Below are 20,916 nucleotides of genomic sequence, written 5' to 3' on the forward strand. Positions count from 1 at the left end.
TGGTAAGCGTTCTCAAATGTATCGAAGCCAAACTCAAGGCTCTCCTTCGGAATTCCATCTTCTGATGAAGCTGCGTAAGCGGCAAAAGTAGTCATCCGGTAAATTGATCTCGCCGCAAATAGAAATATACCAGATTGTCTACAAGCTCCGCCTCTCTAGAGAATCCCAACGCCATCAGCAGGCGTATGGATCTGTCATTCCCGGGATCAACTGTAGCTTCGATGACCTCAAGCCCCATCTGTTCAAATCCAAATTGGATCACCGGATGAAGTGCTTCCGTCATCAGACCCTTGCCCCAGAAGGCTCTGGACAGATCGTAGCCAATTTCAGCTGTGCCTGAGGTTCCAGTTCTCCAGCAATGATATCCACAGGTTCCCGCCATTCGCTCCTGCTGCTTATCGAATATTCCCCAGCGGCAGCCTGAATCGTCGATGTGAAACTGGATCATTTCATCGGCTTCGGCAATATCCCGGCAGGGCGGAATATCCATATAGCGCGTTACTTCTTCATCCGAGAAATGCTGGAATACAGCCTCATTATCTTCCAGCGTAAGTACTCTTAACCTCAGTCTATCTGTTTCAATAACAGGGTAATTCATCTTCGTCAATAGCCTCTTCTCCGCCTTCTCATTTCCTAGAGAATCCTATTAATTCTCATGCAATAAAAAAAGGCTGCAGCGTCCCTGATACAATGACGCTGCAGCCGCCTTTTTGAAACTAACGATATTAATAGTTGCTCTGGCTCTGTTCGCCTTTGGCAATAGCCACTCCGCCGCTGGTGCCGATGCGGGTTGCGCCTGCTCCAACCATAACCAGCGCATCTTCTGCGCTGCGCACGCCGCCGGAAGCTTTGACACCAATATCAGGACCTACAGTCGCACGCATCAATGCAATATCTTCCTTAGTCGCACCGCCTGTGGAGAATCCGGTCGAGGTTTTCACGAAATCAGCTCCGGCTTCTACGGCGAGCTTGCAGGCGCGGATTTTCTCTTCATCTGTAAGCAGGCAGGTCTCAATAATCACTTTGGTCAGCGCTTTACCGCGTGCTGCATCGACTACCGCAGCGATATCCCGCTTCACCAGCTCGTTGTCGCCATCCTTCAATGCTCCGATGTTGATGACCATGTCCACTTCTCCCGCACCGTTCGAAATCGCATTCGTGGTCTCAAATGCCTTGGTTTCCGGTGTCGAAGCGCCCAGCGGGAACCCGATAACCGTGCAGACCTTCACTTCAGGTGTATCCTTCAATACCTCGTAAGCAGTAGCAACCCACGCCGGATTCACGCAAACTGAAGCGAATGTATAGGTTTTGGCCTCTTCCGCCAGCTTGATGATATCTTCTTTACGGGCATCCGCCTTCAGCAGCGTATGGTCAATAATCCCGGATAATTTGTTTTCGCTCATTATTAATTCCTCCATGATAATCGGTAGTAGACGTTCGCATTCCTTGTAATCATACCAATAGTAAGGCACTTTGGAAAGCTGTGCGGGCGGGCGTCCCTTTAGTCTAATTATAGTTAACAAGACCTTGCCTGCACTTTCACCTGGCGGATGGCCCCGCATATCATTCGTGTTTGCGCGGATAACCTTTGAAGCCTTGTACACTTCACTTCTTTGATTTTCTCCAATTGAAGATCGGTCAGCTCCCAGATCTGCCGGGTCTATCCGACTCACCGCTGGCAATTTTCATGTTGTAGCTGCTAATCGTACCCTTCACAGCCGAGCCGGTATCCCCTTTGGATGGCTATGTTCCCTGCCGCGATGCAGATGATATACAGAAGATACGGGCAAAAGACAAAAAAAGAAGCCCTCTCCGCAGCCAGGTATCTGGCATTGGAGAAAACCTCTCAATGAACATCATTCAACTAATGACCGCCAGATGGTGACAATCCGATCCGTTTTACCAGCAGCGCGCTTTGTTCGTTCAAACCGGTAAGGGTTACTTTCTTGCCAATGGCTTGATACTTGGATATGATCTTGGCTATTGCATCTACTGCGGACTGATCCCATACATGCGAATGGGTGAAATCAATAATGATCTGCTCCGGATCGCTGTCCACCATGAAATGATGGATGAATTGGCTTGTTGTGCCGAAGAACAGCTGACCATGCACCGTATACCGGGTAGAGACCGCCGCTGTATGAATAGTCATACGGATGGAGGCGATTTTCCAGGCAAAGGTAAGGGCACTGAGCAGGACACCGAACAATACACCAATCGAGAGATTATCGGTGACAACCACCGTAACCACGGTGACGAGCATAACCAGAGCATCGCTTAACGGAACCTTCGTCAATGAAGTTAGTGATTTCCATTCAAAGGTACTGATGGATACCATGAACATCACCCCAACCAGAGCTCCCATGGGAATCTGCTTCACCACATCGCCCAGAACCAGAATCAGGAACAGCAGAAAAATTCCGGACACAAGGGTCGACAGCCGGCTGCGGCCGCCCGATTTCATATTCACCATAGATTGGCCGATCATCGCGCAGCCAGCCATGCCCCCAAAGAAGCCGGTGACTATGTTCGCCAGACCCTGACCCTTTGCTTCACGGTTCTTATCGCTCCCGGTGCCAGTAATATCGTCAATCAGGGTCGCGGTCATCAATGATTCCAGCAGTCCTACTACGGCAAGCGACAGCGAATAAGGTAAAATAATCAGCAGTGTATCCAGGGTAAACGGAAGCACCGGCAGGTGGAATACTGGCAAAGCCGACGTGATCTCTCCCATATCACCTACGGTTCTCACATCCAGATCCAGAACAATGCTGAGCACGGACACCGCTATAATCGCCACTAGTGCCGAAGGCACCGCCTTAGTGAAACGGGGAACCGTATAGATAATAAGCAGCGTAAGTGCCACCAGGGCATACATTACCCACCCTTGTCCGCTGAAATGCGTCAACTGCGCCATAAAAATCAGAATCGCCAGCGCATTCACAAAACCGGTCATCACCGGCTGCGGCAAAAAGGTAATAAATCTCCCAAGCTTCAGCATCCCCATGAGGATTTGAATGATTCCGGCCAGTACGGTAGCTGCAAACAAGTACTCTATACCATGGTTCAACACCAGGCTACCGACCAAAAGAGCCATAGCTCCCGTAGCTGCCGAAATCATACCTGGCCTTCCACCCGCAAATGCCGTAACCACCGCAATGCAAAACGAAGCGTACAGGCCTACCATGGGACTGACTCCCGCAAGTATAGAAAAGGCAATCGCTTCCGGGATCAGGGCAATAGCCACCGTCATCCCGGACAAAATATCGTTCCTCGTGTTCAAAAACCACACGTTCTTCAAACTAAGCTGCTTCAAATCTTTTGTTCCTCCTGTGACTGTTATGGGATGAGGCACTTTCTGTATAGTCCCGGGTCCGGTGCAGCTCCAATGCTACTTAATTGTACCTGACCATCCATAACCTCCACAAAAGTTCAATCTGCTCTTGTAAGCGTTGTTTATTGCGTTATCCTCGTCTTAACTGCACTATCCGTCCAAATTCTATATATTCAAATTTGAGTATGACAGATTCAGCGGTTTTAGCGGTACAACCCGGAAGCTTTTACTTCATTGAAGAACGTATTGAACTCCTCAATGTTCAGCTGCTGCGCGGCATCGGACAACGCAGTAGCCGGATCAGGATGAACTTCTACCATAATGCCGTCGGCTCCAGCGGCGAGAGCAGCCTTGGCACAAGGGATCAGAATATCCTTGCGTCCGGTTGAATGGGTCACATCGACCAGCACCGGCAAATGGCATTCCTGCTTGAGAATCGGTACGGCCGAGATATCAAGTGTATTGCGGGTCGCTTTCTCATAGGTGCGGATACCGCGTTCAATCAGCATAATTTCCATATTGCCCCGGGACATAATATATTCCGCCGCATGGATGAATTCATCCAGCGTAGCCGATAGTCCGCGCTTCAGCAGCACCGGCTTGTTCACTTCGCCTACTGCTTTGAGCAGTTCGAAGTTATGCATATTCCGCGCGCCAACCTGAATCACATCCACATAATCAAGGGCCTCTTCAATATGGCGGGGGTCTACAATTTCACTAATGGTAAGAAGACCATACTCCGTAGCTGCTTCCCGCAGAATTCTCAGGCCATCCATTCCAAGACCCTGGAAATCATAAGGAGAGGTACGGGGTTTGAAGGCTCCGCCGCGCATAACCTTTACACCAGCCTTCTGCAAAGCGGCAGCAACGGTACGGGTCTGCAGCTCACTCTCCACGGAGCATGGACCTGCCACCATCAACGACGATAATCCGCCGACCGTAACATTACCCGGCAGAACGATAACAGTATCCTCCGCGTGGTTTTTCCGGGCCACCAGCAGGGACTTCTTATGCTCCGTACTTTGCAGATCAAGCGATGCAGAGAAAATCTGCTTGAAGAGGGTGCGGATCGTTCCGCTTGTGAAAGGACCCTTGTTGCTTGCTACCAGCTTCTCCAGCATCTGTTTTTCCCGTTCGGGATCGAACTTTGGCACACCCTGTTTTTCTTTTACCGCTCCAATTTCCTGCACGACCTGGGCCCGCTCGGAGATTAGCTCCAGCAGTTGTCCATTGATCTCATCCAGGCGGGCTCTCAGCCCATTAAGTTCCACGTTGCTCATTACCTTCCACTCCTTCTTGTCAGTTGAATTTAAAATATGAACGCAAAAAGGCCCCCCCGTCGCAAGGGACGAGGAGCCGTGGTACCACCCTAATTTAGAAATTAATCCATTCTGAAGCTTCGGCAAAAAACACCTTCAAGCCCGGCTGGAATCAACTCTGTCTTATACCCGGTAACGCGGAGCGCGGGCCGTCCTACACATACCTGCTGCAGCAGTGTACTTCAGGGGCCAACTCGGAAGTGAACTTCGGCGCAAATCGTCTCTTGAGGGTGCTCTCAGTCTCCGGCACACCTTCCCTGTTAAGATCCGTTTCTCGCGCTTACTCTCTTCGTCATCATCATTTCATTATGGCTAGCACTACATTTGTACCAGTTTCTGCTATCTTAAACAAAATAGATAACACATGCAAGATATCCATTCACCGCATCTCAGCTTTAATGCAGTACAATGATTTATATACGGTTCCGCAGCCCATCTTCAGAAAAACTTGCCTAACATAGTGCTTACGGTCTCACTTCTCAGCGGCTTGCTGATATATTCATCCATTCCGGCAGCCAGGCATAACTCGCGGTCTCCCTTGAGCGCATTGGCAGTAACGGCAATGATCACCGGCTGCTTCTCCGGCGGCAGCATTTCTTTGATCGCCTGTGTGGCTTCCAGACCGTTCATGCGCGGCATTTGCACATCCATAAATATAAGATCGTAGCTTTTCCCGCGAACCATCTGCATGACCTGCAGCCCGTCTCCCGCAACATCGACGGAATAACCGCGTTTCTCCAGAATTTTACGCAATACGATCTGATTGATCTCGTTGTCCTCAGCCACGAGAATCCGCAAGGGATGTCCGCCCGAAAGCGGTTCAGTCCCTTCTTTGCCAGTCTCTGTACCAGACTGCCTGCCTGTTTCTTCATGCAGCACGACTGTGAACACAAAGGATGATCCTGACTCCACTGAAGTATCCAGAGCGATTGTGCCGCCCATCAGTTCCACAAGCTGCTTGGTAATGGCTAGTCCCAATCCTGTCCCCTCATGGCGCCGGTTCATGAAATGATCAAGCTGATAGAAGGGCTCGAACAGCCGGCTGCGCGAACGCTCGGGAATCCCAATACCGGTATCGGCCACTGTGAATTCCAGCGTCACCTTTCCCTCGGCTCTTGCTGCTGTCCTTAGCCTTACCTTTATCCCTCCGCTGTAAGTAAACTTCACGGCATTCCCCACCAAATTAAGCAGGATCTGCTTCAGCCTGTCACCGTCACCAATCAGATGGTGCGGTACATCCGGACCGATGTCCATGTCAATCTTCAGGCCTTTCTTGTCTGCTTTATGCTGCAGCAGCTCTAGCACAGAATCTACACAGGTCATCAGCATAAACGGCTCTTCATGCAGGACGGTTTTGCCTGCCTCGATTTTGGAGAAGTCCAGCACATCATTGATGATTGCTAGCAAGGTATCGCCGCTTTGACGGATGATATCCAAGTACTCTCTTTGCTGTGAACCCGGTTCACACATATCCAGCAGCAGGTCCGTCATCCCGATAACACCGTTCATGGGCGTACGAATCTCATGGCTCATCATCGCCAGAAACTCGCTTTTGGCACGGTTTGTTTTTTCGGCAGACTCTTTGGCAATCAGCAACTTCTTCTGTTCGGTAATATCCTTAACGATAATATAGAATCCTACTGTGATGTTATTGATAATAATCGGGGCAATGGTCGTCAGCACCTCTACAGAATGCCCCTCCCGATGCCAGATATGGCCGATATTCACCTCAGCGTAGCCGTCTTTTTGGGGATAGGTAATCACTTCCTCCAGATGGTCTTCCCCGATAATCCGGCCCACATTCATACCAACCAGCTCCGGAATGCTGTAGCCAGTAAGCTGGCAGGCTTTCTCATTCCCGTTAATAATTCTACCCTCAAGGTCAAGGGAAATAATCGCATCATGGTTATACTTTTTAAGGGATGTATATCTTTCGACGGATTCCTGCAGCTTCTGTTCCACAATCCTGCGTTCCGTCACATCCCGTCCGACAGCGAGTACGCTATGCCGGGATCCCTCTTCCATCAGGCGAAGGGTGAACTCAATCCACAAATAGCGGCCGTCGGCATGTTGAATCCGGATCTGAACCCTCTGAAAATCTTGAGTTTCAGGAAAATCAAGCCCCTCAAGATCATCAGGATGGATCAGCCCGCGGATATCCCGGCCCACCAGCTGTTCGGGATCGTAGCCGAGCACCTCCCTTACCGAAGGTGAGCAGTACCTGCAAATACTGTCCGGTGTTGCATAATAGACCACATCGGAAATATTGGCCACAATCTGTTTATACAGCATGTCTGTATGAGAACCCAGCTCATCACTTTCTTCTTCAGCAGCCAGCTCCGCCAGATGCAGCAGATAATACAGCTTTTTTCCCGTCGAGGGATCGCTCACAAGTGTCATATGGAGCAGCACCGGCACTTGCGATCCGGAGGCGGCGGATAAATTAATTTCGCATTCCAAAAAAGGTGCCTCTCCAGCGTCTAGAGCACCTGCCATCTTTATATATTTCCCTAGTGAATCCCCGTATAGAAGCTCTCTGAAATGCTGTCCCAGGAGCTGTTCCTCCGTAAACCCGAGCAGCGAGGTTACCGCCGGATTTACGCTGGTCCAATGCTCGTCCATGGAAAGGAAAGCTACTCCAACCACTCCCGTTCTGCATGCATATCCAAAGTGGGAATATGCTTCTGCATGTTGTTTTGACATGTAATTTCACCGCCCGTTTGTGGAGTATCAAACGCAAGAATTTTAGTTAAAATCTTCAGTATTAATATCTTGCATTATCGGGTGAATGTCAAATGATAATCTAAGCTGGTTCTTCTCCCCTGAAATGTCTGTAGCATCAGTCAATTCCGGCTAAAAGCTTCTCCACAGCCTCTGTAAGGGCTTTAACCTGAAACGGCTTGGTCATATAACCGGAAAATCCTGCATTTTGAGCCCGTTCGATATCAGATCTCTGGGCAAAGGCGCTGATCGCCAGCACCGGTATCGGACGTGTTAATTCATCATTTTGCAGCCGGTCCATCGCTTCATATCCATTCAGGTCAGGCAGGCCAATATCCAAAATAATCAGATCCGGCAGTGTCCGCCGGGCGATCTGCAGACCCAGCGCTGCCGTCTCAGCTTTCAGCAGAAGTACGGAGGGCAGATTTTTTTTGAAGATATGATGCATTAAAGCCATATTGAGATGATTATCTTCCACGTACAGCACTGTCTGCTTACGATCCACCAGCATGTCCCCCTAAATATCCAGCGTAACTCTCCCTATGAGACAGCAGAAAAAATAAAAAGCCGAAGAAAGGGGAACATTCCCCTTTCTCCGGCTCATGTTCGGCTCATTCGCATGTCCGACTCATTTCCGCCTCATATGATGGTGATTATAGAAAAGTATAGGCTATTACGCTGGTATCTTTGTCGAAATCCCAATCCACATAAATGTCGGCAAGCTCTTTGCCGAGCATCGGCGCAATCGTGGTGGTATCCTCCAAGTATCGTTTTTCCATCTTGCGTTTGGTTGTTTTGAGTGTGTTCTCATAACCAAGTCCAATTAATTCCTTCTCCAAAGGAATCAGAATACCTTCACGCTTAATAATCAGGGTGCGGGGGCCCAGCCACCAGGAATCAGTATATACCGGCTCCTTCTGCACCTTTCTGCTTACCTCGTTAATTTGGGCATGAACCTCATCCCGTCCAGCATAATCGTCAATTTCTGCTCCATCCTGCTTGATGAGCGCAACGATCATTCCTGAAGCGTTATGTATCCCCCAATCGTAAAAAAGCTCGCCGACCTCAATAGCCATCATGTCCTTCAGGTACGCTGAAAGCTCCGGAAGCAGCGATTTCATTAAAAGTTCACGTGTGTACCGGAAAGCCTGTTCCTCTTCCTTGTTCAGCAGAAACCGCTCCACAGGCCCGATAAAATTACGTATATGCAGGGCTATGCATTGCTTCCCTATAGATGCATGGATAGACTCGGGTCCTTTCCCGAAACGCTCCCGAAGCAGTCTTCCTGTATAACTGGATAGTTGGCTAGTAAGTTCCGTAGTGCTCATTCAATTTCCCCCAGCATTATTTTTTGTGTATGTGTTTGTTAGTGTGGGGAGAACTCCGCCTGCTGAAAGAAATGGCCAGTTCTCTTAAGTATAATATTATCCAGCTTCTGCGTATACAGTAAAATTAACCAGATCAGTTGGAATACTAATCAAATGGCAAAGGTTAGACCAGATACCTCAGATAGATATACACGCTTGAGATTACAATGGACAGCAGCATCAGAGGAAAGCCGAATTTCAAATATCTCATGAAGGTGATCGGATGTCCCTCTTTTGCCGCAAGGCCTGCTACAATTAGATTCGCACTTGCGCCAATCAGCGTCCCGTTCCCTCCCAGACATGCCCCGAGTGCAAGACTCCACCATAAAGGCTCCAGGTTATGGATACCCAGCGTTCCCATCTCCTGAATCAGAGGAATCATTGTTGCCACAAAAGGAATGTTGTCCAGAAAAGCCGAGGCCAGCGCGCTCAGCCATAAGATCAGCATTGAACTGGCCACCAGATTCCCGCCGGTAAGCTCCATCGCTTTGCCTGCCAGTTGTGCGATCACACCTGTCTCCACCAATCCGGATACGAGCACAAACAGACCGATAAAGAAAAATATCGTAATCCATTCCACACTCTTAAAAGCTTTAAGCAGCATCTTTTCTCCCCCAGCCAGGAGAAGCAGTACAAAGGCTCCAGCCAGCGCCACTGTTGCCGACTCCAGATGTATCGACTGATGCAGGAAGAACCCAAGAATCGTCAGTCCCAGCACCCACAGACACTTGCGCAGTAGCTTGCGGTCCTTAAGCATCGCATGTTCATCCATCTCCATGACCCTCTGTTGCAGCTCGGGTGAGGTCTTGAGCTGCTTGCCGAACATGAGCAGGAACAGCGGCAAATATGCCAGAATGATAATCAGGATCACCGGAGTGAGGTTGCTGATAAACGCCATGAATGTCAGTTCCTTTACGGCGCTGCCAATCATAATATTCGGGGGATCCCCAATCAGCGTCGCTGTACCGCCAACGTTCGAGGCAACGATTTGTGATAACAGAAACGGTATTGGATTAATCCGCAGCTGTCTCGTAATGCTGAAGGTAATCGGCACCATGAGCAGAACCGTGGTCACATTATCAAGAAACGCCGAGGCCAGCGCAGTCACTACGACCAGTGCCACTAATATTCGCCTAGGCTCACCCTTGGCCACCTTAGCTGCCTTTACCGCCACATAACTGAACAAGCCGGTCTCCGCGGTAATCCCCACCATCATCATCATTCCTACCAGCAGGCCAAGCGTATTGAAATCAATATGCTCCAGCGCTGTTTCCTGCGAGACAATGCCTACCCCAACCATAATCAAGGCTCCCAGCATCGCCACAATCGTGCGGTGAACCTTCTCCGAAATAATCAGCCCGTATGTAAGCAGAAAAATACTTATTGCCCAAATCCCTTGCTGTTCCATAATGCCTCCCGTAAAATTCTTATGGCTTGCCCTAAAGCTTATCATATCTTCCTTGGTAGCAAAAAAAAAGCCCGAAGGCCATGCGCCTCGCAGCAGCAAGCTGAACAGGTTCACGCACATCCGGGCTTAGGAGAGTCGTTTGAGAGGATTCCCCCCTTAGTTTTACATCTCTTTCATCAGCGTAATCAGACCTTCCGTCTGGTTCCAGGTTACATTCCATTGCAGAAGTTCAGCAATGAAGCGAAGAGGAACCATCGTTCTGCCGTCTTTGTTAATGATGACTTTGGCGCCGACAGATTTTTGCATACCATTGACTTCCATTACATTGCTGTCAATCCAGAACTTCAACGTATCATTGCCCGCCATTACCCATACGGTGCGGGTCTGGTGATCATATTTCACTTTTGCTCCAATGCCCTCACCAAGGTAACGCAGCGGGATATATGTTGTACCACTCCTATTCGAAGGTTTTGTATCCATCATCGTTACAATTCCGTTAATGTTCAGTTCTTTGCTGTTCAGCTTCATCCATACCGTGGTCATGCTGGCGGGAATTGCTGCTTCCTGGAACTTGTCGTTGAACTGTGCGACAATCGCTCCCGACAGGGCCAATCCTACGCCGAACATCGTTTTATAGCCTGCACGGTTTGTGGTATAAGAAGCCGTATAATCTCCGGCAGCATACTGGTCCAACGTGCTCTGCACCTGACCTTCATGGGCCTTCAATGCAGTCTGTGCCGCACTTGCCGGCAGCTTCCCGGCCGTTGCAGTGCCCAGAAATTTGCCCAGTTCCATAGTGAAGCCGTCGATCCGCGCCAGAACGGCTGCACGCGCGGCAGCATCTTTGTTCTTCACTGCATTCACATAATCGCTCTGGGCAGTGATATGGTTGCCCACCCAAATCTGTGCAAAGGCATCCCCGCCAGCAGCGCCGTAGATCGAGGCAACAGCCGCTTTGAAATCGGCTGTATTGCCCGCTTCGGCGTTAATGAGAGCCTGGTAGTCGGCTTTGCCGTCAAATTGCTTCTGCATTTCCAGTACTGAGAGCGCAAAGTGCTCAGCAGCTACACTGTTCAGTGCTGAACGGAGGTCAGCAGCCTTGGTATCCGGACGGGTGTTCTGGAATTTATCCGGCATTTGCGTGGCAATTGCTGTAGACAACACCTTGCTGATCGTGAACATTTCCTGAAAACCAGTGCGATAGGTCGTGTATGCCTTGTTATAATCACCGGCTACATAAGCATTGAATACCTGCTGTACATGATTTTCATGACTCCGAATCGCTTCTTCTGCCGCTGTTTGCGGAAGTTTGCTGGCAGTTGCGGTACTCAGAAAAGCAGCAAACTCTGTGACGAAGCCCTGAACCTCCTGCTCTGCTTTTTGACGGGCGGCGGTGTTGTTCGCTTTGGTGGCCTTGACCAAATCATCCGTATATTTGTTATGTTCGCGGAAGATCCGTTCAAATTCTGTACCTCCGGCTTCGCCGTACAGCGAGGTAATCGCCGGTTGCATATCCAGCGCATTCTGGTCCAGCGCCTGATAAGCGGCAGCAGCATCCCTGGAACCGTCATAGGCTTTGGTCATCGCGGTAACCGCAAGGGCGAAATGCTCGGACAGCAGGTGATCGAGACTCGCTCTGAGCTGGGCGGCTGGTGTATCCACAACGGCTTGGGGCGGCGCTGCTGCCGCACTCGCCATCACTGGCAGCAACAGGGACAAACTAAGTACAGGGGCTAGCAATTTCTTCAGCTTCATCTTCTTACCTCCTTGGAATGGGGTGAACCTGGGCTCATGTAGAGGGTACCCAATTGGAGAAGTGCTCGCTCATCAGCGCATACGCTTAATCCTGCTTACTCTAATGAATCGCAGAGTTTATATTTTCGGATCACCTTTTTCACAAAAAAAATTAAATCAAAACCCAGGGCAGCAGCAGTCCATGGATGAAAACAAAAAAATCCAACACACTAATCCTAAGTAAAATCATGGATTCCAACACATCTGCAAACTTACACTCATGTACTTACATTTTGTAAGTTATTGTGATACAATAACTTATATTCTTCCTTACATCGGATAGGAAAACACTAATACTTAAATAACAAGGGGTTTGAACGATGGACAACAATACTATAGAAGAAACATTACCGGAATTTGAATTTGGCATTTACACATTGGGGGATATTGTAACCGACTGCCACACAGGGCAGCGGATCAGCCCTCAGCAGCGTATGAATGAAGTCATCGAAGCCGCCAAGCTGGCTGATGAAGCGGGGCTTGATGTATTCGGGGTGGGTGAACATCACCGGCTGGACTTTGTGATCTCCTCAGTACCCGTGGTGCTCGCCGCCATCTCTCAAGTGACGAAGCGGATCAAGCTGACCAGCGCAACTACCGTGCTCAGCACTATCGACCCGGTGCGGGTGTTTGAGGATTTTGCTTCCCTTGACTTGCTGTCCGGCGGACGCGCGGAAATCATCTCAGGACGGGGGGCATTCCTGGAATCCTTCCCGCTGTTCGGCTATGAACTGGAAGACTACAAACAGCTCTTTACCGAGAATCTGGAGCTGCTGCTGCAGCTCAATCAGCAGGAAGTCATGAATTGGAAAGGGCATTTCCGATCCCCGCTGCACAATGCCGAGATCGCACCGCGTCCCCTGCAGCAGAAGCTTCCGCTCTGGGTCGGCATCGGGGGCTCGGCCGAAAGCGCCGAACAGGCCGGCCGTCTCGGCATAGGTATGGCCATCGCCATTCTAAGCGGCAGCCCGGAGCCTTTCCAGAACCTTGCCAAAACTTACCGGAAGAGCGGAGCTGCGGCCGGACATGCAGCAGCAGACCTGAAGATCGCCATCACGAGCCATGGCTACATTGCCAAGACTTCACAACAGGCGCTGGATGAATATTATCCCTACTATTACAGCTACCGCAATGCCATTAGTCCAAGCCGTAACCAGGAATACCGCGTCTCCCGCAGCGATTTTGGCCACTTCGTATCTCCGGTCAACACTCTGGCTGTCGGCAGCCCGCAGCAGATTATTGAGAAGATCCTCTACCAGCACGAGCTGTTCGGCCACAACCGCTTCATGACCCAATTGGATATCGGCGGAATTCCCTACAATAAGGTGGCTACTGCGATTGAACTGCTGGCTACTGAGGTAGCCCCGGTTGTGCGCAGAGAAATTGCCAAGAAGAGCAGCAGAATTTCGCCCGCCCGTGAACTTTAACACCGTTAATTTTTACGTCTCCGACCGGTATGATTTACCAAGCTCCGCACTTAATCCAAAGTAATGGGGGAAATTATAGATCAGCGGGTTCCAGCTTGACGGATGAATATGATGTTCACCGGCAACTAGTTCCTTATGGACATGCACCTGTGTGCTTTTCGTTTCGACAATAGCAAAATGCGGTGAATCCTCTGGAATACGGATATGCTTCACCCGCGCTTCAATCTGGATCGGGCATTCGGCGATTCTGGCTGTTTGTACCGTAGTGGATACAGCCTGCGTAAAGCCTGAATGAGCAAATTTATCCTTTTCAAAAATAAATCCGGCTCCCTTCTTTTCAACAGGGACCGGATTTTTCCCTGTCAGCCTGGCTAATCCTTCCACCTGCTCCCACTGCGAAGCATCCGGCAGATTGATCACGCATTCAGGCATCCGTTTGAGGTTTTCCAATGCTTTCCCGTTGATTCCCAGTCCCAAAATAATATGATCTCCTAAAGCCCACGAGGAGGAAATCGGACTAATATTAACGGTTAAATCCTCATTTAGTGTCGTCAACAGGATGACCGGCGTCCCGTAATAAAGAATTTTCGGATGTATCGGTACCGTTCGGTGGATTTCTGCAAAATTATTCATCCTATAAGCTCCTCTGCAAGTGTATTCGATTCTATTGTAAAATAGAGATCTTACAATATTCATCGAAATATGGAATACAGAAGGAGGATATACGATGCAAGCTAATCCAGCCGTAGCCCGAGTGGCATCCCTGATCAGCGAACCGTCCCGGGCAAGCATATTGACAGCATTGATGGACGGCGGACTCCACCCTGCCACGGAGCTGGCTTATGTAGCCGGAATCAAACCCCAGACCGCCAGCTTCCATCTTAACAAAATGGCTGAAAGTGGCGTACTCACCGTTCATACCCAGGGCAGACACCGTTATTATGGCATCACCAGTCCGGAAATCGCCCAAGTGGTAGAGCTGTTGTTATCCATCTCGCCTCCAGTGAAGGTTAACTCCTTTCGCCACTCCGTACAGGATCATGCCATGCGCGAAGCCAGAACCTGTTATGACCATCTGGCCGGAAAATTCGGGGTGCAGTTAACAGAAGCTTTGCTGCTTGAGGGGATTATAGCGGAGGAAGCAAACGGCTTCTCCATCACAGCCACAGGTGAACTTGTCTTGGGCAGGCTGGGAATACAGCTGGATGAGGTTAGAAAATGCAGGCGCGCCTTTGCCCCCAAATGCCTGGACTGGAGCGAACGGCGTTACCATCTTGCCGGGGCCTTGGGAGCTGCTATCCTTCAATTTCTGCTGGAACGCCATTGGGTGAACAGACTCCCTCGTACAAGAGCCATTGTTATAACTGCAGAGGGGAAAAAAGGATTGGCGGCTGCGTTTCCGTCGACCTTTTCAGAACCTTTGTAAACGAATCGGTCATTTAACACAAAAAGAGGTCCCCCAGTATGTACTGGGGGACCTATCCTGGTGAAGCACCGGTTAAGCAAACGAAGGCTTGGTATTGTCAACCTTCCCGCTGATGAGCTTCTTATATTCGTCGTCTCCGCCTTCAAGAGAAGGCGCAATATATACGTTCATGGTCGAAGGTGACAGCTTAGTGGGCCTTCCCGCTCCTGTCTTTCGCTTCATGCGGCCTTTGCCGCCTTCACTGCCGGTGCTGCTGTTCGCGGTTCGGCGGACAGCACTGGATAAACTGACTGCATTCTTCATATTCTTCATCGTGTCAGTCCCCTCCCACTAAATGATTGACGGTACGGAACAAATCCCGGTTGTACGACACGACCTCGGTCAGATCATCCGCAGACAATCCGTCGTTTCCGGAAAAATGAACAGAAAGGACATGCCTCTCACCTAAAGGATAGCATAGGATATATACCTCAGCAACTTCGGTACGCTGCAAAAAGGTCCATTCTTTGGCTAAAAAAGCATCCACCACACCCGGACGGGAGCCCTTTTCTTCAGTCATTGAAAAAGGATAGGAATGTCCGCGCCCCACATTACCGCCCACCTGCACCAGCCCCTCCTGCTCTCGGGCCTGCCACATAGCTGCGCCAATCACCCGGCAATGCTTGGGCGGCAGAAAGGAATTGCGGATTGCCTCGCTGAGCGCCTGATATTTCTCCCTGTCATCTGTGATAGACATATTACTATTATATTGCCAGAAGAAGTGAAGGATACTTTCTTTCCGCCTAAGTTCAAGCTTCAGATGTTCCAGTTCCTTCTGCGGATCACGGAAGCTTCCCAGCTCCTGAATGCTGTCGATAATCTTGCCGCAGCTGACATCTACGGCTGCCACCGGATTCTCATGCTGCCATTCGTATTCCAGCGGGGTGAGGCCGGATAGATCCGACAGCAAATGATACTCCTCAATATTCTCTCCCGGAATTAAATCCTTGCGGACAGGCACCTGGTCCGGAAGCAGACAGAACACGCGGCTTCGCCGCAGCCGGGCCCAGAACAAGCCCATTTCGAACTGTGTATTATCGCGGGTCACATAATAGTATTTACCGCGGATCCTGGCTACATCATCCGGCGAGAACACAAATACGGCAAAATCACTCTCATCAAGATTTCGTTCCAGCGCTTCCATGGTATATTCATTTGCCCGGAAAGCATTGGCATACCACGGATTGACCTGGGCTTCCCGTTTCAGCTGCTCATGTATCGCCCGTGCGTAACGGATGGATTCTCTGGAAGATCCAATAAATAATTTCGGTCTGGTCACGTCGGCACTCCTTTGTCGTCTTCCCCGATATGTAATAATTATACAGGTGATTGCGGACCTGGAACAGAGACAGTTTTCGTAAACATCAATTTCTTTCCTGCAGCGTAAGCATCGTTGCAAGTGTCGGGAAAATTGCGGTTTCTTTCTTTCTCAGTATAACGATCACTTCAGACTACAGATGCAGGTAAATTTGAAAAAAACCGCAAGGAAGCGAACATAACAAAAAACAGGTCAATCATGGTGGTATCTGACCATAATCGACCTGTTGATTGCAACGCAATTGCGTTATTGGGGTTATAAAATTAAAGCATCTTATGTGCGTACAACCAAAAGGGAGAAATCTTCATACAGGTATTACATGGGTTATTTGTGTTATTGGGTGGATGATAAGTTCAGTTCGGCACTGGGTAGCCCCACAAAAAAGAAACCTTGAAAGGTATTAAGCCAATCAAGGTTTTCATTAACATTAAGATTCAAATGTAGTTCTATCGGGGAAATGTCCATTTTCCCTAATGAAACAAACTGATAACTTTTGTGCTGCTCTGTCGAAATAAAATTTTGTTGAAATGTTCGAGTCAGGAATCGGGTCCACACTTCTATGGTTCTTGATATAGCAGGTCATTCGGCACTGGGTGGGGTCTTTTAGTAGCCGCCGCGACAGTGTGATGAGCAATAAAAAAAGACCACAACACGGGCGGCTAGCTCGCATTGTGGCTTTCTACATGGGTTATATGTGATATTAGTTTGAATGATGTGACCATTCGGCACTGTATAGGAGTTTTTAAGAAACCAACAGTCTATTATTCCTGAATAGCCCAATTACTAATCAGTCATCCTATTTTCATCTTCTAAAACAATAATCCTATAAGTTTTATCTTTGATGATTAGTTTATTCCCAAAATCAATGTCAATGTCAATATCATCAAACTTTGCCTCTATGTTGGTTTTCAATTCATTCAGATCTGGTATTTCGTTGACAAATAAGTAGAGGTCATTGATTTTTAAACATTCAATGTCAATATCCATTTCTATTTTAGATATATCTTGATCTCCACGTTCAACGTTTTCGACTCTACAAATAATTTTATCTCCGTTATCCATACCTGCATTACCTTTACCAAACCGTCTTTCAAACTCTTCTTTCTCTTTTCGAGCAGTTTCTAATCCATAACGAGATATCAAATATCCTTGTACTATTTCATATTTCATACTAAAAAGTGAAGAAAGCTCGTAGTAGTTTGGCAACCCTTCTTTAAAAATATGAACTAATTCACATATAAGGTCAGTAAAGTTACTCTCCTTTATGATTCTCCCTAATTGACCCCTCTCGTCGTTCCCAAACCAGTCAAATCCGTTTGAATCTGTGTCTACAATCACTCCAGCGAAATAGAGTTTAGAATATAGAAACTTTCTTTCCTCACTATTATTTGTATACATGAAAATTACCTCCCATCAATTCAGCAAACTCTTTCATCCATGCCATATCTAGCGCAGGTTGATCTCTTTGCTTTAATAATTCTGCGTACTCTGGTTTAGTAAGTACATTTTGTTTTGCTCTATTCAGAGTTATTTGTGTGTCCATATTATCCCAAATCCATCCCTTTGGTCCCCGTTTTATACTAAGTGTTGTTCCATTCGGTAATGTAGCTCTTATTTCTGCCATATCAAAACCTCTTGCCGTCTCCAAATCCTGCCAACTAAATACACCATTATTAGGATGGTTATGTGTATATACGCCATCTTTACACGAATCTTTATATGTTGATATATCAATCTTACCTGAATGATAGTCTGTGATAGGTTTACTTATCGGGTTACCATTTTTATCGAATATAAGACCCCACTCATAGGGTTCAACTGCATCACCATTTCTCGTCATTTTAAAGTAATTCTCTGCGTTCTTAACATTTGCTGGTGATGGGTCATCAATCGCAAATCGACTATAGTCCCGGCCTGCTTTACCTTCAAATGTAGCCCCATTACCTGCCTTAACTCCTTCACCCGTCCCCTCAGCAATCTTACCCACCGGTTCCACCGGTTTGGGAACCGTTACCTCAGGAACCGAAACTTTTGGCTGCTTCACCCTGGATGCTGGTATTTCATTTGCCCCGGGATGGAGCGGAAGATTCCTCTTTAGACTCCCCCGAAATGATTCAATCCCTTGAAAAGTAGTGATTAAACTGCTGACTATTATACCATAGGCTTGCAGTTTAGATATTTTTTCACCGGTCCAATAGTTAGTTCCATTCTTGGCTGCTAATATTTGTTCCGTAAGGTAATCGACAGGTACATTCTCCTGATAGGATTTAATCTCTCCATTCTTAATGGCCTCGTTATACGCCATGGAGGCTTGCGCTGCCTCACGATCAGTCTTGCCATTTTTACTGAGCACCCATGTATTTCCCCAGAGTGTTTTAGTATACTCATCAAAGTTATATGTCTTTTTCCCTGTCTCTGCATCCAGTGCTAATTGACGTTCCGCTTCCTCAATCTCCAGCCGCTTTGCCTCCAACTGACTTTTTGCATTTTCTCCAGCGGGGGTTTTTTCCATCGCCAACCGCAGCAGGAGCAGATACTCCTCGTTTTGTAATAGCGGAACATTTTGAGTTGTGATCGACGGATCGTAGTCGCACGCTTGAACCGCGGGCTGCTTAAAATACACGCTCAAATCCTTCCCCGCTTCATAGTGGAACTTATCTACTTCCATGGACTCCAGCTTCTGACGTGCTTCTTCCGCCTGTCGATTCACTGCGTTCATCTGTGCCTTGTTTCCAAACTCCTCATAGATCTTATAAGCCCATTGCGCCTTTGCAATCTGATCCCGCGCAGCGAAGATATCCTTCAGTTTGCTCTGTGCTGCAATATTCTCAACGGTCCCGAGTCTAGACGTTTGGATGGTATTCCGGAGCTTCTCCACCGCAGGATCGCTATCCAGCTCATCCCGTCCCCCTAGGGCGGCAAACGAAGTGATCAGATTCGCCGCCGCCTTCTGGGCAGCCGTTGGTATCGTATACCGCCCTGCAAACGTCTGTGTTCTAAAGCTCCCAAACATCCCAGCAAATAAACTGAACCACTGGGTAAGCTGGTTCGCCTTCTGCTTATTCTCCTCCTGCAGGCCTTCGACTCCCTTCAGCGCGGCTCGAATGACATCCTCCAGCTTCTCTGCTTCGACGGTTAATTCATTAATTAGCACCTGGGCCTGTACCAAGTGGTCATTCATGGGGATCCCGCCCCAACCGCTCGCCTGGCCTTTCAGTTGTAGATACAGCTGGTTGGTATCTTGGCTTACCTGGCTTATTTTCGTCCGTAGGCGCCTCACTTCATCTACATTAAATATTACCTTCGCGGAAGACAATCCAACCCCCTGCTTCCTTACTAATTATGTATGAGTACTCTGACCTATAAGTATTCTAGAGTCACTCTGTGTACATCGGTTTTTTCTTCCATTTAATTTATATATATCCATGAAAATTGTTTCTGGAAATCGAAAGGGCTCGTTATAAAGGTAAGCTGGGTTTGACGCTTGCCAGTTTTCAATTTAAATTTTGACTATCTGCGGTTTCTCTCCTGTCGGAGCGGGTAATAAACCTTTAATCTATTCCTGAAACAAGAAAGGGAAATTTATAGCGTGAAACCAATAAAGATAAATTCACATCATTTCAAAAAAACAATATCTGCATCCATGCTAGCCGTCACTTTATTACTATCCACCGCTCTGCAGACTGAATCAGCCCATGCTGCCGGGGCCTATACGGCAAAGGTCTTCGCTTCTTCCCTGAACGTGCGCAGTGAGCCGGCCGCAAGCGCGTCAGTCACCGGATCACTAAAAAGCGGAGCGCTGGTCACCGTAACAGACGAGCAGCACGGCTGGCTCAAGGTGCGGGCCGGTTCGGTCTCCGGCTGGGTCGCCGGATATTATCTCAAACGAACCGGCGGAACAAGTTCCGTAGCTTCGGGGACCACTGCAGCAGCAGCTTCCGTGAAGACCTCGGCCAAACCCTCTGGCAGTGCCGGCGGAAGTGCGCACGTCACCGCCTCTTCCCTACGGATTAGGGGAGGTCCGGGAACCGGGTATCACGTACTGGGATCTTTGAAAGAAGGGGATTCTATTACTGTATTGCTTCGTCAAGGAGATTGGGCACGCATTCGTACCACGAGCGGAGAGATTGGCTGGGTATCAGGCCAATATATTGCCGGAGGAAGTACAAGCTGGAGCAGCGGGAGCAGTAATGCCAGGAACTCCGGGAGCATCCGCGGAAAGCTTATCGTCATTGACCCCGGACACGGCGGAAGTGATCCCGGTATGCTGGGCACAAGCTTTGACACAATGGAGAAGGACTTGACGCTGCAGACCGCTTTTTATGTGCGGGATTATCTGACAGCCAAAGGAGCACAGGTGAAGCTGACGCGTACACGGGGAGACCAGAAACCTTCCCTCGCCAGGCGGGTACAGATCGGGCAGCAGCTGCGGGCGGATGCTTTCGTTAGCATTCATTACAATTCTTCTCCGAAGAAGGTATCGGGGACCCTCACTTTTTTTTACTCGGAGAATAATGATCTGCGGCTGGCCCGTTCCATTGAGAACCGGCTAAGGCAAGGGATTGGCCTGAAGAGCAATGGACTATCCTTTGGGGATTATCATATTCTGCGGGAGAACAGCCTCCCGGCAACGCTGGTGGAGCTTGGTTTTCTGACCAACCGTTCCGACGAGTCCATCGTCCGCAAAGCGTCTTATCAGAAAAAGGCTGCCAAGGCAATTGCCGATGGGCTGGCAGACTATTTTGACTAAAAACACAGCAATC

Annotated in this window: 17 protein-coding genes; 3 read left to right on the forward strand and 14 right to left on the reverse strand. The window is 48.8% G+C overall.

Annotation, left to right across the window (positions count from 1 at the left end; genetic code table 11):
• Positions 1-91 precede the first annotated feature (91 nt).
• From A3848_RS11025 to A3848_RS11070, 9 genes are all read right to left on the reverse strand, one after another.
• Entirely contained in the window at positions 92-598 is a 507-nt protein-coding gene (locus tag A3848_RS11025) for a GNAT family N-acetyltransferase (protein ID WP_074085017.1), read from the reverse strand.
• A gap of 127 nt (positions 599-725) precedes the next feature.
• A complete protein-coding gene (gene deoC, locus A3848_RS11030) occupies positions 726-1,403 on the reverse strand; it encodes a deoxyribose-phosphate aldolase (protein WP_074085018.1) in 678 nt (225 codons plus the stop codon).
• A gap of 461 nt (positions 1,404-1,864) precedes the next feature.
• Entirely contained in the window at positions 1,865-3,316 is a 1,452-nt protein-coding gene (locus A3848_RS11035) for a SulP family inorganic anion transporter (RefSeq protein WP_074085019.1), read from the reverse strand.
• Between the two features lie 221 nt (positions 3,317-3,537).
• Positions 3,538-4,614, reverse strand: a complete 1,077-nt coding sequence (locus A3848_RS11040; protein WP_074085020.1) for a bifunctional 3-deoxy-7-phosphoheptulonate synthase/chorismate mutase — start codon at positions 4,612-4,614, stop codon at positions 3,538-3,540.
• 477 nt (positions 4,615-5,091) lie between these two features.
• Positions 5,092-7,356: a PAS domain-containing hybrid sensor histidine kinase/response regulator gene (locus A3848_RS11045; protein WP_083612074.1), complete on the reverse strand. Its 2,265-nt coding sequence runs from the start codon at positions 7,354-7,356 to the stop codon at positions 5,092-5,094.
• A gap of 136 nt (positions 7,357-7,492) precedes the next feature.
• Entirely contained in the window at positions 7,493-7,879 is a 387-nt protein-coding gene (locus tag A3848_RS11055) for a response regulator (RefSeq protein ID WP_178381973.1), read from the reverse strand.
• 148 nt (positions 7,880-8,027) lie between these two features.
• Positions 8,028-8,702 (reverse strand): Na-translocating system protein MpsC family protein, encoded by a 675-nt coding sequence (locus A3848_RS11060; protein WP_074085022.1) that lies wholly within the window; start codon positions 8,700-8,702, stop codon positions 8,028-8,030.
• 163 nt (positions 8,703-8,865) lie between these two features.
• The gene (locus A3848_RS11065; RefSeq protein ID WP_074085083.1) at positions 8,866-10,149 is read right to left on the reverse strand and encodes an ArsB/NhaD family transporter; all 1,284 of its coding nucleotides are present in this window, start codon (positions 10,147-10,149) and stop codon (positions 8,866-8,868) included.
• Positions 10,150-10,311: 162 nt separating this feature from the next.
• Positions 10,312-11,904, reverse strand: coding sequence for a copper amine oxidase N-terminal domain-containing protein (locus A3848_RS11070; RefSeq protein ID WP_074085023.1), 1,593 nt, complete (start codon positions 11,902-11,904; stop codon positions 10,312-10,314).
• Positions 11,905-12,263: 359 nt separating this feature from the next.
• Between A3848_RS11070 and A3848_RS11075 the strand changes: the two genes are divergently transcribed.
• The gene (locus tag A3848_RS11075) at positions 12,264-13,370 is read left to right on the forward strand and encodes an LLM class flavin-dependent oxidoreductase (protein WP_074085024.1); all 1,107 of its coding nucleotides are present in this window, start codon (positions 12,264-12,266) and stop codon (positions 13,368-13,370) included.
• Between the two features lie 12 nt (positions 13,371-13,382).
• Here the strand turns inward: A3848_RS11075 and A3848_RS11080 are convergent, their stop codons facing one another.
• Positions 13,383-14,003 (reverse strand): flavin reductase family protein, encoded by a 621-nt coding sequence (locus A3848_RS11080; protein ID WP_074085025.1) that lies wholly within the window; start codon positions 14,001-14,003, stop codon positions 13,383-13,385.
• 94 nt (positions 14,004-14,097) lie between these two features.
• On the opposite strand from A3848_RS11080, the gene A3848_RS11085 reads away from it, so the two are divergent.
• Positions 14,098-14,796, forward strand: coding sequence for an ArsR/SmtB family transcription factor (locus A3848_RS11085; protein WP_074085026.1), 699 nt, complete (start codon positions 14,098-14,100; stop codon positions 14,794-14,796).
• 72 nt (positions 14,797-14,868) lie between these two features.
• Here A3848_RS11085 and A3848_RS11090 read toward each other — a convergent pair whose 3' ends face one another.
• The 4 genes from A3848_RS11090 to A3848_RS32870 form a co-directional block, all read right to left on the reverse strand.
• Positions 14,869-15,108, reverse strand: a complete 240-nt coding sequence (locus A3848_RS11090; RefSeq protein ID WP_074085027.1) for a hypothetical protein — start codon at positions 15,106-15,108, stop codon at positions 14,869-14,871.
• A 4-nt stretch (positions 15,109-15,112) separates the two neighbouring features.
• A complete protein-coding gene (locus A3848_RS11095) occupies positions 15,113-16,114 on the reverse strand; it encodes a TIR domain-containing protein (RefSeq protein WP_074085028.1) in 1,002 nt (333 codons plus the stop codon).
• Between the two features lie 822 nt (positions 16,115-16,936).
• Positions 16,937-17,551: a hypothetical protein gene (locus tag A3848_RS11100; protein WP_074085029.1), complete on the reverse strand. Its 615-nt coding sequence runs from the start codon at positions 17,549-17,551 to the stop codon at positions 16,937-16,939.
• Positions 17,538-19,334, reverse strand: coding sequence for a hypothetical protein (locus A3848_RS32870; RefSeq protein WP_256702295.1), 1,797 nt, complete (start codon positions 19,332-19,334; stop codon positions 17,538-17,540). The genes A3848_RS11100 and A3848_RS32870 overlap by 14 nt, the downstream gene beginning before the upstream one ends.
• 462 nt (positions 19,335-19,796) lie before the next feature.
• On the opposite strand from A3848_RS32870, the gene A3848_RS11110 reads away from it, so the two are divergent.
• A complete protein-coding gene (locus A3848_RS11110) occupies positions 19,797-20,903 on the forward strand; it encodes an N-acetylmuramoyl-L-alanine amidase family protein (RefSeq protein ID WP_074085084.1) in 1,107 nt (368 codons plus the stop codon).
• Positions 20,904-20,916 lie beyond the last annotated feature (13 nt).

The sequence above is a fragment of the Paenibacillus sp. P32E genome, assembly GCF_001909085.1.
GTDB classification, from domain to species: domain Bacteria; phylum Bacillota; class Bacilli; order Paenibacillales; family Paenibacillaceae; genus Paenibacillus_AQ; species Paenibacillus_AQ helianthi.

Excerpts from the sequence above, each read along its gene's own strand:
- A3848_RS11025 (WP_074085017.1), bottom strand. The coding sequence starts at position 598 with ATGAATTACCCTGTTATTGAAACAGATAGACTGAGGTTAAGAGTACTT.
- deoC (WP_074085018.1), bottom strand. The coding sequence starts at position 1,403 with ATGAGCGAAAACAAATTATCCGGGATTATTGACCATACGCTGCTGAAG.
- A3848_RS11040 (WP_074085020.1), bottom strand. The coding sequence starts at position 4,614 with ATGAGCAACGTGGAACTTAATGGGCTGAGAGCCCGCCTGGATGAGATC.
- A3848_RS11045 (WP_083612074.1), bottom strand. The coding sequence starts at position 7,356 with ATGTCAAAACAACATGCAGAAGCATATTCCCACTTTGGATATGCATGC.
- A3848_RS11060 (WP_074085022.1), bottom strand. The coding sequence starts at position 8,702 with ATGAGCACTACGGAACTTACTAGCCAACTATCCAGTTATACAGGAAGA.
- A3848_RS11065 (WP_074085083.1), bottom strand. The coding sequence starts at position 10,149 with ATGGAACAGCAAGGGATTTGGGCAATAAGTATTTTTCTGCTTACATAC.
- A3848_RS11070 (WP_074085023.1), bottom strand. The coding sequence starts at position 11,904 with ATGAAGCTGAAGAAATTGCTAGCCCCTGTACTTAGTTTGTCCCTGTTG.
- A3848_RS11075 (WP_074085024.1), top strand. The coding sequence starts at position 12,264 with ATGGACAACAATACTATAGAAGAAACATTACCGGAATTTGAATTTGGC.
- A3848_RS11080 (WP_074085025.1), bottom strand. The coding sequence starts at position 14,003 with ATGAATAATTTTGCAGAAATCCACCGAACGGTACCGATACATCCGAAA.
- A3848_RS11085 (WP_074085026.1), top strand. The coding sequence starts at position 14,098 with ATGCAAGCTAATCCAGCCGTAGCCCGAGTGGCATCCCTGATCAGCGAA.
- A3848_RS11090 (WP_074085027.1), bottom strand. The coding sequence starts at position 15,108 with ATGAAGAATATGAAGAATGCAGTCAGTTTATCCAGTGCTGTCCGCCGA.
- A3848_RS11100 (WP_074085029.1), bottom strand. The coding sequence starts at position 17,551 with ATGTATACAAATAATAGTGAGGAAAGAAAGTTTCTATATTCTAAACTC.
- A3848_RS32870 (WP_256702295.1), bottom strand. The coding sequence starts at position 19,334 with ATGAATGACCACTTGGTACAGGCCCAGGTGCTAATTAATGAATTAACC.
- A3848_RS11110 (WP_074085084.1), top strand. The coding sequence starts at position 19,797 with ATGCTAGCCGTCACTTTATTACTATCCACCGCTCTGCAGACTGAATCA.